At 72.0% G+C, this 13,105-nt stretch carries 13 protein-coding genes and 1 tRNA gene; 4 read left to right on the top strand and 10 right to left on the bottom strand.

What is annotated here, in order from left to right; translation table 11 throughout:
* Positions 1-65: 65 nt before the first annotated feature.
* The 6 genes from pth to E1293_RS03820 form a co-directional block, all read right to left on the bottom strand.
* Positions 66-641 (bottom strand): aminoacyl-tRNA hydrolase, encoded by a 576-nt coding sequence (pth, locus tag E1293_RS03845; protein ID WP_132193837.1) that lies wholly within the window; start codon positions 639-641, stop codon positions 66-68.
* A gap of 139 nt (positions 642-780) precedes the next feature.
* On the bottom strand, positions 781-1,407 hold the full coding sequence (locus E1293_RS03840; RefSeq protein ID WP_132193835.1) for a 50S ribosomal protein L25/general stress protein Ctc: 627 nt from the start codon (positions 1,405-1,407) through the stop codon (positions 781-783).
* A gap of 239 nt (positions 1,408-1,646) precedes the next feature.
* Positions 1,647-2,627, bottom strand: a complete 981-nt coding sequence (locus tag E1293_RS03835) for a ribose-phosphate diphosphokinase (RefSeq protein WP_132193833.1) — start codon at positions 2,625-2,627, stop codon at positions 1,647-1,649.
* Between the two features lie 165 nt (positions 2,628-2,792).
* Positions 2,793-4,238, bottom strand: coding sequence for a bifunctional UDP-N-acetylglucosamine diphosphorylase/glucosamine-1-phosphate N-acetyltransferase GlmU (glmU, locus tag E1293_RS03830; RefSeq protein ID WP_279472886.1), 1,446 nt, complete (start codon positions 4,236-4,238; stop codon positions 2,793-2,795).
* A 154-nt stretch (positions 4,239-4,392) separates the two neighbouring features.
* Positions 4,393-4,464 (bottom strand) — tRNA-Gln (locus tag E1293_RS03825).
* Positions 4,465-4,540: 76 nt separating this feature from the next.
* Entirely contained in the window at positions 4,541-5,461 is a 921-nt protein-coding gene (locus E1293_RS03820) for an ADP-ribosylglycohydrolase family protein (RefSeq protein ID WP_132193829.1), read from the bottom strand.
* 168 nt (positions 5,462-5,629) lie between these two features.
* Here E1293_RS03820 and E1293_RS03815 point away from each other — a divergent pair, with 168 nt between their 5' ends.
* Together E1293_RS03815 and E1293_RS03810 are read left to right on the top strand one after the other, a co-directional pair.
* Positions 5,630-6,583, top strand: a complete 954-nt coding sequence (locus tag E1293_RS03815; protein WP_132193827.1) for an acyl-CoA desaturase — start codon at positions 5,630-5,632, stop codon at positions 6,581-6,583.
* Between the two features lie 17 nt (positions 6,584-6,600).
* Positions 6,601-7,383, top strand: coding sequence for a TetR/AcrR family transcriptional regulator (locus E1293_RS03810; protein WP_243715994.1), 783 nt, complete (start codon positions 6,601-6,603; stop codon positions 7,381-7,383).
* On the opposite strand, the gene E1293_RS03805 is transcribed toward E1293_RS03810, so the two are convergent.
* Positions 7,375-7,737, bottom strand: a complete 363-nt coding sequence (locus E1293_RS03805) for a VOC family protein (protein WP_132193825.1) — start codon at positions 7,735-7,737, stop codon at positions 7,375-7,377. The genes E1293_RS03810 and E1293_RS03805 overlap by 9 nt on opposite strands.
* 172 nt (positions 7,738-7,909) lie before the next feature.
* A complete protein-coding gene (locus E1293_RS03800) occupies positions 7,910-8,701 on the bottom strand; it encodes a trans-aconitate 2-methyltransferase (RefSeq protein WP_132193823.1) in 792 nt (263 codons plus the stop codon).
* Positions 8,702-8,806: 105 nt separating this feature from the next.
* Between E1293_RS03800 and E1293_RS03795 the strand changes: the two genes are divergently transcribed.
* The gene (locus E1293_RS03795) at positions 8,807-9,604 is read left to right on the top strand and encodes a patatin-like phospholipase family protein (protein ID WP_132193821.1); all 798 of its coding nucleotides are present in this window, start codon (positions 8,807-8,809) and stop codon (positions 9,602-9,604) included.
* Between the two features lie 44 nt (positions 9,605-9,648).
* Entirely contained in the window at positions 9,649-10,152 is a 504-nt protein-coding gene (locus E1293_RS03790) for a MarR family winged helix-turn-helix transcriptional regulator (RefSeq protein ID WP_132193819.1), read from the top strand.
* Here E1293_RS03790 and E1293_RS03785 read toward each other — a convergent pair.
* Both E1293_RS03785 and E1293_RS03780 read right to left on the bottom strand, forming a co-directional pair.
* Positions 10,149-11,264 carry an amidase gene (locus E1293_RS03785; protein WP_132193817.1) on the bottom strand — a complete coding sequence of 372 codons (1,116 nt, stop codon included), beginning with the start codon at positions 11,262-11,264 and terminating at the stop codon, positions 10,149-10,151. The two genes, E1293_RS03790 and E1293_RS03785, sit on opposite strands and share 4 nt — an antisense overlap.
* A gap of 45 nt (positions 11,265-11,309) precedes the next feature.
* Positions 11,310-13,073: an ABC-F family ATP-binding cassette domain-containing protein gene (locus E1293_RS03780; protein ID WP_132193815.1), complete on the bottom strand. Its 1,764-nt coding sequence runs from the start codon at positions 13,071-13,073 to the stop codon at positions 11,310-11,312.
* Positions 13,074-13,105: the final 32 nt, after the last annotated feature.

The raw sequence follows: 13,105 nt of genomic DNA, 5'->3' as shown, positions 1-13,105 counted from the left end.
CGGACGAAGTTACCGTCGGGCGCACCCCGGCGGCAGCCGCTCCGGCACCGGACGGCCGGATCCGGTCACCCCGCGTGGAACTCGTTCTGCGCCGCGGCCAGCCCCCCGGACAGCAGCGCCTCCACCGCGTCCGCCGACCGGTCCACCTCAAGGTCCAGGTCCTTGCGCTCCGTCGCGGAGAAGTCCTTCAGCACGAACGCCGCCGCGTCCATCCGGCCCGGCGGGCGGCCCACCCCGAACCGCACCCGCAGATAGTCCTTCGCGCCCAGCGACTTCGTGACCGAGCGCAGCCCGTTGTGCCCGTTGTCGCCGCCGCCCTGCTTCAGCCGCACCGCACCGAATGGGATGTCCAGCTCGTCATGCACGACGACGAGCCGCTCCACCGGCACCTTGTAGAAATCCAGCAGCCCCTTCACCGGGCCGCCCGACTCGTTCATGAACGAACGCGGCTTCGCCAGCACCGCGCGCGCACCCGCGAGCCGCCCCTCCAGGACGTCCGCACGCGCCCGATGCGACTTGAATCTCCCGCCGGCCCGCGCCGCCAGGACGTCCAGCACCATGAACCCCGCGTTATGCCGGTTCTTCGCATACGACGGGCCCGGGTTGCCCAGCCCCACCACCAGCCAGAGATCCGCGCTCACCCGCACTCCTCACACCGACGCACACGCCGACACCGACGCGGACCAAAAAGGCGCGGCCCCCGCCGGTGCGCACACCTGCGGGGGCCGCGGAAGAACCGTGCGGCCCGCCCTCCGGCGCGGCCGCGCGACCGTCACGCCGTCACTCGGCGGCGGCCTCGCCCTCACCCTCGGCGGCCTCGCCCTCGGCGGCCGGCTCGGCCTCCTCGGTCTCCTCCGGCTCGGTCGCGACGGTCGCGTCGGTGATCTGCGCGATCAGGATGTCCTCGTCGGCGACCAGCGTCGTCCCCGCGGGCAGCTTCAGGTCCTTGGCCAGCACCTGCGAGTCGATCTCCAGGCCGGAGATGTCCAGGTCGACGGACTCGGGGATGTGCGTCGCCTCCGTCTCCACGGAGATCTCCACCACCGACTGCGCCAGCTGGCCGCCCGGAACCATGTCGCCGATGACGTTCACCGGGAGGTCGACGACGACCTTCTCGCCGCGCTTCACCAGCAGCAGGTCGACGTGCTCCAGGAACCCCTTCACCGGGTCGCGCTGGACGTCCTTCGGCAGTGCCAGCTCCGAGCCGTCGGACAGGCCCTCGATGGTCAGCAGCACGTTCGGCGTCTTCAGCGCCAGCATCAGGGCGTGCCCCGGCAGCGAGATGTGCTGCGGGTCGGTGCCGTGACCGTAGAGGACGGCGGGCACCTTGCCGGCCCGGCGGGTGCGCCGCGCGGCACCCTTACCGAACTCGGTGCGCGGCTCGGCGGCAATGCGTACCTCGGACACGGCGAAAACTCCTCGTTGTTGCGATCCACGGCCGTCCGGCACTGGACGTCCGCTGCGGACAGAGCGAATCAGGCGATGCTCGATGCGTCAGGCGCCTCGAAGATTCTTTGCGTTGCCCGGGGAGTACGGCCCTGTCCCGGCACCGCACTGAACGACCCGGGGCATACGCGGTTGCCCAAGTCTAGCCCAACACGGCAACGCCCAATGCCAACGCCCCAGCCGCGACCCCGGCCGGGACCCTAGCTGTGGCCGCCGAAGAGACTGGTCACCGACCCGTCCGAGAACACCTCGTTGATCGCGCGGGCGATCAGCGGCGCGATCGGCAGCACGGTCAGCTTGTCGAACTGCTTGTCCTCCGGGATCGGCAGCGTGTTCGTCAGCACCACCTCGGAGATCCGGGAGTTCTTCAGCCGGTCCACCGCCGGGCCCGACAGCACCCCGTGCGTCGCCGCGACCACGACCTTCGCGGCGCCGTTCTCGAACAGCGCCTCCGCCGCCTTCACGATCGTCCCGCCGGTGTCGATCATGTCGTCCACCACGACGCACGTCCGGCCCTCGACCTCGCCGACGACGTCGAAGACCTTGACCTCGTTCGCCACGTCCGGGTCGCGCTTCTTGTGGATGATCGCCATCGGGACGCCGCCCAGCCGGTCGCTCCACCGCTCGGTCACCCGCACCCGGCCCGCGTCCGGCGCGACCACCGTCACCTGCGAGGTGTCCAGCCGGCTCTCGAAGTGGTGCGCGAGCAGGTCCAGCGCGAACAGGTGGTCCACCGGGCCGTTGAAGAACCCCTGGATCTGCGCGGTGTGCAGGTCCACGGCGATCAGCCGGTCCGCGCCCGCCGTGACGAACAGGTCCGCCATCAGCCGCGCCGAGATCGGCTCCCGGCCGCGGTGCTTCTTGTCCTGCCGGGCGTACCCGAAGAACGGCGCCACCACGGTGATCCGCTTCGCGGACGCGCGCTTCAGCGCGTCCACCATGATCAGCTGCTCCATGATCCACTGATTGATGGGAGCGGTGTGGCTCTGGATCACGAAGGCGTCGGAGCCGCGGACCGACTCCAGGAACCGCACGAACGTCTCACCGTTCGCGAAGTCGTACGCGGACGTCGGCGTCAGGTCGACGTGGAGGTTGTCGGCTACTTCCTTGGCCAGGTCCGGGTGGGCTCGGCCGGTGAAGAGCATCAGCTTCTTCTGACCGCTCGCTTTGATCCCACTCACCTCTGACAACTCCCCCTCAATGGAACTGTGCCTGCACATGTGGGTTGTCGTCCCCACTCCCCGCGCACCAAAAGGGTCCGGCGCACGGGTTGCTCTGTTGTTTCCGGAAGACGCCGCTGTCCTCCGCACCCCGCCTCGGGCGGGGCAGTCCTCATCGGGCGCCCGCTACGGCGCGCCCTCCTCCTCGGCCCGCGCCCGGCGGGCCGCCTCCGCCGCCGCCGTCCCCGGCCGCTTGCGCTCCACCCAGCCCTCGACGTTGCGCTGCCGCGCCCGCGCGACCGCCATCGCCCCCGCCGGGACGTCCTGGACGATCACCGAGCCCGCGGCCGTGTAGGCACCGTCCCCGACCGTCACCGGCGCGACGAACATGTTGTCGCTGCCCGTCCGGACGTGGGACCCGATCACGCTGCGGTGCTTCTGCACGCCGTCGTAGTTCACGAACACCGAGCTGGCGCCGATGTTGGAGTACTCGCCGATCTCGGCGTCCCCCACGTACGTCAGGTGCGGCACCTTCGTGCCCTCGCCGATGTCGGCGTTCTTCGTCTCGACGTACGTGCCGACCTTCGCCTTGCGCCCCAGCCTCGTCCCGGGCCGCAGGTACGCGTACGGCCCGACCGACGCCTCCGGCCCGATCTCCGCCTGCACGCACACCGCGTTGATCACCGCCGCGCCCTCGCCGACCGTCGTGTCGGTCAGCGTGCAGCCCGGTCCGACCCGGGCGCCCTCGCCCAGATGCGTCCGGCCATGCAGCTGCGTGCCCGGATGGACCTCCGCGTCCTGATCGGCGGTCACGCCCACGTCGATCCACGTCGACGCCGGGTCGATGATCGTCACACCGGCCCGCATGTGGGCCTCGAGGATCCGGTCGTTCAGCTGCCTGCGCGCCTGCGCGAGCTGGACCTTGTCGTTCACACCCTGGGTCTCGACCCAGTCGGCGGCCAGGTGCGCGCCGGCCCGGTGGCCGTCCCCGCGCAGGATCGCCACCACATCGGTGAGGTACTCCTCACCCTTGGCGTTGTCGGTGGTCACGCGCTTCAGCGCGTCCGCCAGCAGCGCCCCGTCGAACGCGTACATGCCGACGTTGATCTCGTTGATGGCGCGCTGCTCGGCGGTGGCGTCCTTGTGCTCGACGATCGCCGCGACGCTGCCGTCCGCCGCGCGGACCATCCGGCCGTAGCCGGTCGCGTCCGGCATCTCGGTCGTCAGCACCGTGGCGGCGTTGCCCTCGTCCTCGTGCGCCTGGACGAGCGCCCGCAGCGTCTCGCCCCGCAGCAGCGGATGGTCGCCGTTCGTGACCACGACCGTGCCGGTCAGCGCGCCGGTCTGCTCCAGCGCCATCCGGACGGCGTGGCCCGTCCCGCCCTGGCGCTCCTGGACGGCCGCTTCGGCGTCCGGCGCGTGCTCGGCGAGATGCTCGGCGACCTGCTCGCGCCGGTGCCCGACGACCACGACGAGCCGCTCGGGCTCCAGATCGCGGCTCGCGGCCAGCACATGGCCGAGCATGCTGCGCCCGCACAACTCGTGCAGCACCTTCGAGGTGCGGGACTTCATCCTGGTGCCCTCGCCCGCGGCGAGAACGATGACGGCGGCCGGGCGGCTCGCAGCGCTCACAAGGAGGCTCCTCGGCATCGCGGACGGGATCGTTTCACGGGCCCGCCACCTGCGACATCACGCCACGGCGAACCCGACACGGGCAGGATACCGCCCGCTCCCCACCTGTCACCCCGCCGCCCACCCGAGACCCACCTCGGAACATTCCAGACAGCTCCGGCGCCAGGACTCGAACCTGAACTGTAGGTACCAAAAACCCATGTGCTGCCGATTACACCACGCCGGATCAAAAGGGACGATTCGGACTGACCGCCGAGCCGACCGGCCATCACGATACCGGGCCACCCGCCTCCGAGCCCACTTCAATCCGCCGTGCCCAGAGGCTTCTCCGCCCCCTCCAGCCAGTGCGGGAGGGGCTCGCGGGCCTGGAGCCAGGCCGCCGGGACCGCATCGGGACCGAGGTGGGCGGCGACGATGCCCCCGGTCATGGCGGCGGTGGTGTCCATGTCGCCGCCGACCATCGCGCACGCCCGCACGGCCGCCTCGTAGTCGGTCAGCCGCGTGGCCGCCGCCCACAGCGCGTAGGGGACGGTGTCCTGCGCTGTGATCCGGCTGCCGTTCCCGAGCTCGTGGGCCGCCTCCTGCGGGGACTTCGCCAGTAACCGGAGTGCGCGCTTGAGCCCTCGCCGGACGTACTGTCCCGTCGTGGTCAAGTCGAGGGCCGCCCCGATGACGGCTTTGGGAGTGACCCGGTCGTGGGACGCGACGTACGCCGTGGCGACGGCCACCGCGACGGCACCGGCCACGCCCTCAGGGTTGGCGTGGGTCACCTCCGCGGAAAGAGCGGCCTCTGAGGCGGCGCGTTCGAGGTCGTCACTGAAGTACGCCCCGAGCGGCGCGACGCGCATCGCCGCACCGTTGCCGAAGGAGCCCTTGCCGTCGAACAGCTCGCTGGACGCGCGCCGCCAGTGGTCGCCGCCGCGCACCCGCTCCAGCAACTCGAACGCGCCGGCCCCGTATCCGCGGCCGACGTCCATCCGCCCGGCGAACGCCTTGACGAGAGCACCCTGGTCGATTTGTCCGAATCGGTTTAGAACGTCCATTACGGAGCAAGCCATCTCCGTGTCGTCCGACCAGTTCCACGGTGCGGGCGGCACACCGGTCGTCGCGGGAACGTGCCGGTTGGCGAGCAGGAAGAACTGATCTCCGAACGCGTCGCCGACCGACAGGCCGGCGAGCGATCCCTTGGCGCGGGCGGCGCGCTCGTCCGTGGTGAGGGGCATCTCGCCATTCTCCCGCGCACGCGCGGAGAGCGCGGGGGCTGCAAGAGTGTTTTGTGGCTGATGGGGCAGTTTCTCACTGAGTTTACCGTTCGGACCTGTGCAACTTACGGATGCGTAGGTTACGGTGGCGTAGGTAAGGGTACCCCTAGTTGCAGGAAGTGGTGACGCATGACAACAGCTCCGACCGTGGATCCTCCCCGCCCGCAAGGGCGTCCAGAGCTCGCGCCCGATACGCAGGGCAACGCCGAACGGGTGCTGGTCGCCGTGTTCACCGGTGTGCCGTTCCTGGCCCTGATCGCGGCCGTCCCGCTGGCCTGGGGCCGGTTCCTCGGCTGGACAGATGTCGTGCTCATGGCGGTCTTCTACGTGCTGTCCGCGGGGGGCATCACCGTCGGGTACCACCGGTACTTCACGCACGGGTCGTTCAAGGCCCGCCGCGGGCTGAAGATCTTCATGGCGCTGGCCGGGAGCCTCGCCATCCAGGGGCCCGTCATCACGTGGGTCGCCGACCACCGCCGGCACCACAAGCACTCGGACAAGGAGTTCGACCCGCACTCGCCGTGGCGGTTCGGCGACGACTGGAAGGCGCTGGCGAAGGGCCTCGCCTGGGCGCACTACGGGTGGCTGTTCGACGCCAACCGGACGTCCAAGCACCGGTTCGCCAAGGACCTGCTGAACGACCGGGACATCCGGCGCATCCACCTGGCGTTCCCCGGGCTCGTGGCGGTGTCGTTCCTGCTGCCCGCGGTGATCGGCGGGCTCGTCACGATGTCGTGGACGGGGTTCCTCACGGCGCTGTTCTGGGCCGGGTTCGTCCGGATCACGCTGGTGCACCACGTGACGTGGTCGATCAACTCGATCTGCCACACGTTCGGCAACGAGGACTTCGAGGTCCGCGACAAGTCCCGCAACGTGTGGTGGCTGGCGATCCCGTCGCTGGGCGAGTCGTGGCACAACCTGCACCACTCGGACCCGACCTGCGCGCGGCACGGCGTCCTGAAGGGGCAGGTCGACATCAGCGCGCGGATCATCTGGGCGTTCGAGCGCATGCGGCTCGCCTACGACGTCCGGTGGCCGAACCGCGACAGGCTGGCCGCAAAGCGCACGAAGCAGGCGGCTTGAGCGTCACAATTGATCCCGTGACAGAACCCGCTCCCAGGCCCCGCAGAAAGCGGATGACCGGCAAGGAACGACGCGAGCAGCTCCTGGACATCGGCCGGACCCTGTTCGCCGCGCGCGGCCTGGACGGCACCTCGGTGGAGGAGATCGCGTCGGCGGCCGGGGTGTCCAAGCCCGTGGTGTACGAGCACTTCGGCGGCAAGGAGGGGCTGTACGCGGTTGTGGTCGACCGCGAGTTCGAGCGGCTGCTGAAGCTCGTGACGGAGTCGCTGAACTCGGCGATCCACTACCGCAGCAAGCTGGAGAAGGCGGCGCTGGCGCTGCTGGAGTACATAGAGGAGCATCCGGACGGGTTCCGGATCATCGTCCGGGACTCGCACGGCGGGACGGGCACCGGCAGCTACGCGAGCCTGCTGAGCGAGATCGCGGGCGAGGTCGAGCACGTCCTGGCCCAGGAGTTCGACCGGCACGGGTACGACGACAAGTTCGCGCCGCTGTACGCGCAGAGCCTCGTCGGCATGGTGGCGCTGACGGGCCAGTGGTGGCTGGACGTGCGCAAGCCGCGCCGTGAGGACGTGGCCGCGCACATAGTGAACCTGGCGTGGAACGGATTGTCGGGCCTGGAGCCGAAGCCGTCGCTGGATCCGCGCCAGCGCCGCAAGGAGATGGAGCGCATGGGCAAGCGCGCGGAGAAGGCGGCGGCGAAGGCCGAGAAGGCCGAGGAGAAGGCGGCGGCGAAGGCGGAGAAGGCGCAGCGCAGGGCGCGGCGCGACTTCGAGGAGATCGTCGATCCGTCAGCGTGACGGCTGCAGGAACTCCAGGCGGTTCCCGGCGGGGTCGTCGGCGTAGCAGCGCCGGTATCCCGGGAGGAGGTCGTCCGGCCGGGTGGCGTGGCCGGCGGCGTTGAGGCGTGCGGCGAGGGCGTCGAGGTCGTGGACGAGGAGCCCGGGGTGGGCCTTGCGGGCGGGGCGGAATCCTTCCTCGATGCCGAGGTGGAGTTCGACGCCGCCGCCGCGGAACCAGGCGCCGCCGCGGCCGGCGAGTCCGGGCGGCTTGGGGACCTCGTCGAGTCCGAGGACGCCGGTGTAGAAGGCGCGGAGCCCGTCCTCGCTGCCGGGCGGGGCGGCGAGCTGGATGTGGTGGACTCCGGTGATCATGCAGTGCCTCCGCATGTGAAAACCGGTGGCCGCCCGGAGTTCGTCCGGGCCGCCACCGGCCAGGGGTCGCCGGTCTCGGGTCGCGAGTCCGGGTCTGCGGACGCCGCCCGTCCGTCCGGGTTGGCACCGCAGGGGAACGAGTCGCTTCCCCCGGCGGCGGGCGGCATCCCGTCTAGGGGTTCCGGGTGGCGATCACGAAGATCCTCCGGAAGGGGAACACGGTCCCGTAGGGGGCGGCGGGGTAGGCCTGCCGGAGCCTTTCCCGGTAGTCGGCGAGGAACTCCTCGGTCTCCGCGGGGTCGAGTGCGGTGAGGACGGGGCGGAGCGCGGTGCCCTTGACCCATTCGAGGACGGGGTCGTCGCCCTGGAGGACCTGGGCGTAGGTGGTCTCCCAGGCGTCGACGGCGCATCCGCGGCGGGCGAGGAGGTCGAGGTAGCCGGCGGGGCCGAGGACGGGCGCGTCCCGCTGGAGGGCGCCGAGCCTGCCGCGCCACCGCTCGGAGCGCCCCAGTTCGCGGAGCAGGACGTGGCTGGGCGCGTCGAAGTTGCCGGGGACCTGGAAGGCGAGCCGGCCGCCGGGGGCGAGTGCGTCGATCCAGCGGGGCAGCAGGTCGGGGTGTTCGGGGACCCATTGCAGGACGGCGTTGGAGACGATGAGGTCGGCGGGCTGCTCGGGCTTCCAGGCGGTGACGTCCGCGACGCGGAAGGAGAGCCGCCCCGGGATCTCGTGGGCCCGGGCCTCGGCGATCATCTCGGGTGAGCTGTCGAGGGCGTCGATGACGGCGTGCGGCCAGCGGGCGGCGAGGGTGGCGGTGAGTTCGCCGGTGCCGCAGCCGAGGTCGGTGACGCGGGCGGGCGCGGGGCCGCCGAGGCGCCCGGTGAGTTCACCGAAGGGCCTGGCGCGCTGGTCGCCGTAGATCCCGTATTGCGCGGGATCCCAGACGGCGCTCGTTTGTCTCGACATCAAGAGACATCATGCACGGGCCATATCTTGATGTCAAGAGTCTTGCCGCGGCGACCGGTCGGCCGGCGGATGCGCCGAGGTGGAGCCGTCCTTAGGCTCACCGGCATGACGAAGAGCGGATGGGCACTGATGCTGGGGCCCGGCGGCCCGGTCGGGACGGCGTGGCTGATCGGCCTGGCGGCCGGGCTGCGCGAGGCCGGGGTCGAGCCGGCGGACGCGGAGCTGATCGCCGGAACGTCGGCGGGCGCGATCGCCGGCGCCGCGATCACCGCGGGACGCGATCTGGCGGAACTCGCCGAACTGCCGCCGCCGAGCGGGCCGCCGCCGCCCGTGGACGGCTCGGTGATGGCCCGGGCGTTCGAGCTGGGCCGCGACCCGGACCTGGCCCCGGACGAGGTCAGGCGCCGCATCGGCAAGCTGGCACTGGACGCGGGAGGACTGCCCGCCGAGCGGCACCGCCAGAGCATGCGCTTCCTCGTCGGAACCGACGACTGGCCCGATGCCCGGCTGCTGATCACGACGGTGGACGTCGAGACGGGCGAGCCGGTCGTGTGGGACGCGTCGAGCGGCGCCCCGCTGTCGTACGCGGTGGCCGCGAGCAGCGCCGCGCCGGGCTTCGCCGAGCCGGTGGCGATCGCCGGACGCCGCTACATGGACGGCGCGTTCGGCGGCTCGTACGAGCACCTCGCCGAGGACGCCGGAACGGTCATCGTGATGGAGCCGCTCCCCCACATGCCGGAGGGCGCCGGAGACGTCCGGATCGTCCCGGACGAGGCGGCGCTGGAGGCGTTCGGCGGCAACGTCGGCGACCGGTCCCGCTGGGCGCCGGTCTACCGGCAGGGCCTCCGCCAGGCACCGGAGGCGGCCGGGCGGATCCGCGCCGCACTGGCCGCCCGCCGGTGATCGGGACCAGCGTTTCTCGATATCAAGACAGGTAGGGTGTCGGCATGCGCGATGAGGTCGACAGGCTGGTCGAGGCGTGGCACACCGAGCGTCCGGACCTGGACGTCCGGCCGCTGCAGGTCCTCAGCCGCGTGTCCCGGCTGGCCCGCCACCTCGACCGCGCGCGCCGCGCCGTGTTCGCCGACCACGACCTGGAGTCGTGGGAGTTCGACGTGCTCACCGCGCTGCGCCGGGCGGGCGCCCCCTACCAGCTGAGCCCGGGGCGGCTGCTGCGGGCGACGCTGGTGACCTCCGGCACGATGACGAACCGCATCGACCGGCTGGCCGCGGCCGGCCTGGTGGAGCGGCATCCCGACCCGCAGGACAAGCGCGGCGTGCTGGTCCGCCTGACCGAGGCGGGCCTGACCCGTGTGGACGCGGCGTTCACCGACCTGCTGGGCCGCGAGCAGGCGATCCTGGAGGGCCTCACCCCCGGGCAGCACGCGGCCCTGGCCGACCTGCTCCGCACCCTCCTCGTCCCGTTCGACTCCGAGACCGACCGCCACTAGCCCAGGACGGACTCCAGGGCGGCGGCGAGGCCGCAGAGCCGCTCCTCGCCGCCGGCGGGGCCGATGAGCTGGACGGACGCGGGCAGGTGCGAGCCGGGCAGCGGGACCGGCAGCGCGAACGCGGGGAGCCCGGCGACGTTGATCTGGCCGACCAGCGTCGTCAGGACCAGGTCGGCCTCGTCGGACTCGCCGGGTTCGGGGGCGACGCAGGTGAGGACGGGCAGCGCGATCGCGGCGTGCCGGGCGAGGATAGCGTCCAGTTCGGCCCGGAGCGCCGTCCGCACGCCGAGGGCCCAGTCGAGCATCCCGGCGCCGGCCACGTCGATCATCTGCTGGAGGCGCCGCTCGATGCGCCCGCTCAGCTTCGACGGGTCGTCCAGCAGGTGGCCGTCGTAGCGCGGCGCCTCGTTGCTGATGATCACGCCGTTGGCGGTCGCGGCGTGGACGTACTGGTCGGAGGTCACGTCGGTGATGGGGCCGAGGCGGCGCAGCGCATCGTCGACGGCGGCGTCGATGGCCGGGTCGACGCCCGCCACGCGCAGGCGCGCGACCGTCCGGGACGGGTCGTACGGGACGGGCGTGAAACCGGGTTCGAGCAGGCCCATCCCGAGGACGACGGCGGCGACGTCGCGTCCCATCGGGCCGACGATGTCGAGGGTCGGCGACAGCGGGTAGACGCCGTCGAGCGGGACGCGCCCGTTGGTGGTCTTCAGGCCGGCGATGCCGCAGCACGCGGCGGGGATGCGGACGGACCCGGACGTGTCGGTCCCGAACGCGACGTCGGCCTCGCCGGTGGCGACGGCGACGGCGGAGCCGCTGGACGAGCCGCCCGGCACGCGGGACGGGTCGAGGGGGTTCACCGGCGTCCCCGACCACGGATTGACGCCGTCTGCGGCCATGCACAGCTCGGTCAGGTTGGCCTTGCCGGCGATGCGGGCGCCCTGCGCGCGGGCGGACGCGACGACGGGCGCGTCCGCGGCGGCGGGCTCGGCGCGCTCGGCGACGGCCTGGCAGCCGGCGGTGGTGGGCAGCCCGGCCACGTCGATCGCGTCCTTGACGGCGAGGCGCGGGCCCTCGCCCGGCTCGTCCGTCCTGATGATCCAGGTCGTCATCCAGGGATGATCCCCGGTTCGGCCGGGAAAAGCCAGGGGCGTCCGCTACCCGAGATCCTCGGCGAGCATCAGCCATTCCTCCTCGACACCGGCGGCCTCGGCCTGGATCTCCTTGAGCCGCCCGTCGAGCTCCTGCAGCTTGGCGTAGTCGGTGGCGTGCGCGGCGAGCTGCTCGTGGAGGCCGGCCTCCTGCCCGGCCAGCTTCTCCAGGCGGCGCTCCAGGCGGTCGAGCTCCTTGCGGGCCTTCCAGTCCTGCCCGCCGGCCTTGGGCTTCGGGGACGCCGGCGCGGGCTCCGCCCGGACGGCACCCGGCTTGGGCGCGGTTCCGGCGGCGCGGCGTTCGAGGTACTCGTCGACGCCGCCGGGCAGCATCGACACGCGGCCGTCGCCGAGGAGCGCCACGACGTGGTCGGTGATCCGCTCCAGGAAGTACCGGTCGTGGCTGACGACGACGAGCGTGCCGGGCCAGCCGTCCAGGAGGTCCTCGACCTCGGTGAGCGTCTCGATGTCGAGGTCGTTGGTGGGCTCGTCCAGGAGCAGGACGTTGGGTTCGCCCATCAGGAGCCGGAGGATCTGCAGGCGGCGGCGCTCCCCGCCGGACAGGTCGCCGACGGGCGTCCACTGCCGGTCGCCGGCGAAGCCGAGCCGTTCGAGGAGCTGGCTCGCCGTCCACTCGCGCTTGCCGACGGTGATGCGGCGGCGGATCTCCTCGACCGACTCCAGGACGCGCCGATTCGGGTCGAGATCCTCCAGGTTCTGCGTCAGATGCGCCAGCTGGACGGTCTTGCCCTGCACGACCGTCCCGGACACCGGCTGGACGGAGCCGTCCAGCAGCCGCAGCAGGGTGCTCTTGCCGCTGCCGTTGACGCCGACGAGGCCGACGCGGTCGCCGGGGCCGAGCCGCCACGTCATCCGCCGGAACAGGTCGCGGCCGCCGAGTTCGACGCTCACGTCCTCCACGTCGTAGACGGTCTTGCCGAGCCGCGCGGTCGCGAACCGGGTCAGCTCCACCGAGTCGCGCAGCGGCGGCTCGTCGGCGATGAGCTCCTGCGCGGCGTCCACCCGGAACTTGGGCTTGGACGTGCGGGCCTGCGGGCCGCGGCGCAGCCACGCCAGTTCCTTGCGGAGCAGGTTCTGCCGCTTGGCCTCGGTGGCGGCGGCGATCCGGGAGCGCTCGGCCTTGGCGAGGACGTAGGCGGAGTAGCCGCCCTCGTAGCGTTCGACGCGCCCGTCGACGACCTCCCACGTCCGGTCGGTGAGCTCGTCGAGGAACCAGCGGTCGTGGGTGACGACGAGCACCGCGACCTTGCGGCCCTTCAGGTGCCGGGCCAGCCAGTCGATCGCCTCGATGTCGAGGTGGTTGGTGGGCTCGTCGAGCAGGATCAGGTCGGACTCGGGGACGAGGAGCCGGGCCAGCGCGACGCGGCGCCGCTCCCCGCCGGACATGCCGGCGAGCGGCGCGTCCAGGTCGAGGTCGGCGAGCAGCCCGGCGAGGACGTCGCGGGCGCGGACGTCGCCGGCCCACTCGTGCTCGGCGCGGTCGCCCAGCACCACGGACCGGACGGTGGAGCCGTCCGGGAACGCGTCCCGCTGGGTCAGGTAGCCGAGCCGGAGCCCGCGCGCGTGGGTGACGCGGCCGTCGTCGGGTTCGGTCTCCCGCGCGAGGACGGACACGAGGGTGCTCTTGCCGCCGCCGTTGCGGCCGACGACGCCGACGCGGTCGCCCTCGTCCAGGCCGAGGGACACGGCGTCGAGCAGCGGGGCCGGCCCGTAGGCCTTGGCGACGTTCTCAAGATTGATCAGATTCACGGCGCTTCAAGCGTATTGCCCCCGGCGGACCA

This window comes from Actinomadura darangshiensis (genome assembly GCF_004349235.1).
Taxonomy (GTDB): Bacteria; Actinomycetota; Actinomycetes; order Streptosporangiales; family Streptosporangiaceae; genus Spirillospora; species Spirillospora darangshiensis.
The sequence above is the reverse complement of the archived record's forward strand: the minus strand, read 5'-3'. Positions and strand labels throughout refer to the sequence as shown.